Below are 511 nucleotides of genomic sequence, written 5' to 3'. Positions count from 1 at the left end.
GGTCGAGGATCGCCGGGATCTTGTTGTTGGGGTTCAACGACAGGAATTCCGGGGACATCTGGTCATTGGTGTCGAAGCCTACCCGGTGAGGTTCATACGGCAGGCCGATCTCTTCGAGCATGATCGAGACCTTGACGCCGTTGGGAGTCGGCAAGGAGTACAGCTGAATCCACTCCGGGTATTGGGCAGGCCATTTGCGGGTGATGGGGAAGACGGACAAATCGGTCATGGGCAGGATCCACGAAGACAGTGAGAGCGACGATCATAATGGAGATATCGGCTCAACGATCCCTTGGATCCATCAATCTCGCTGATAGAGGAGATCAAAAGAGATCACGACGGTTTCACCACGATCAGGTGTAGGCCTGTCTCAGCGCAGCATGCTGCGGGAGCTGTTTACCCCGGTTATCATGCTCTACACGCTGGCCTATTTCTGCCTGACCAATACCCTGAGCGCCCTCAGCGTCTGGACGCCGCTGATTCTGCGCAGCTTCAACGAGCAGAGCAGTAA

Annotated in this window: 1 protein-coding gene; it reads right to left on the bottom strand. The window is 55.8% G+C overall.

Features of this window, described 5'->3' with window-relative positions; all coding sequences use genetic code 11:
- Nucleotides 1-229, bottom strand: a 229-nt coding sequence (locus IB235_RS24855; protein ID WP_192339083.1) for a glutathione S-transferase N-terminal domain-containing protein, incomplete at its 3' end; no start/stop codon positions are given.
- Nucleotides 230-511 lie beyond the last annotated feature (282 nt).

The sequence above is a fragment of the Paracoccus sp. PAR01 genome, assembly GCF_014851995.1.
Lineage (GTDB): Bacteria > Pseudomonadota > Alphaproteobacteria > Rhodobacterales > Rhodobacteraceae > Paracoccus > Paracoccus litorisediminis.
The sequence above is the reverse complement of the archived record's forward strand: the minus strand, read 5'-3'. Positions and strand labels throughout refer to the sequence as shown.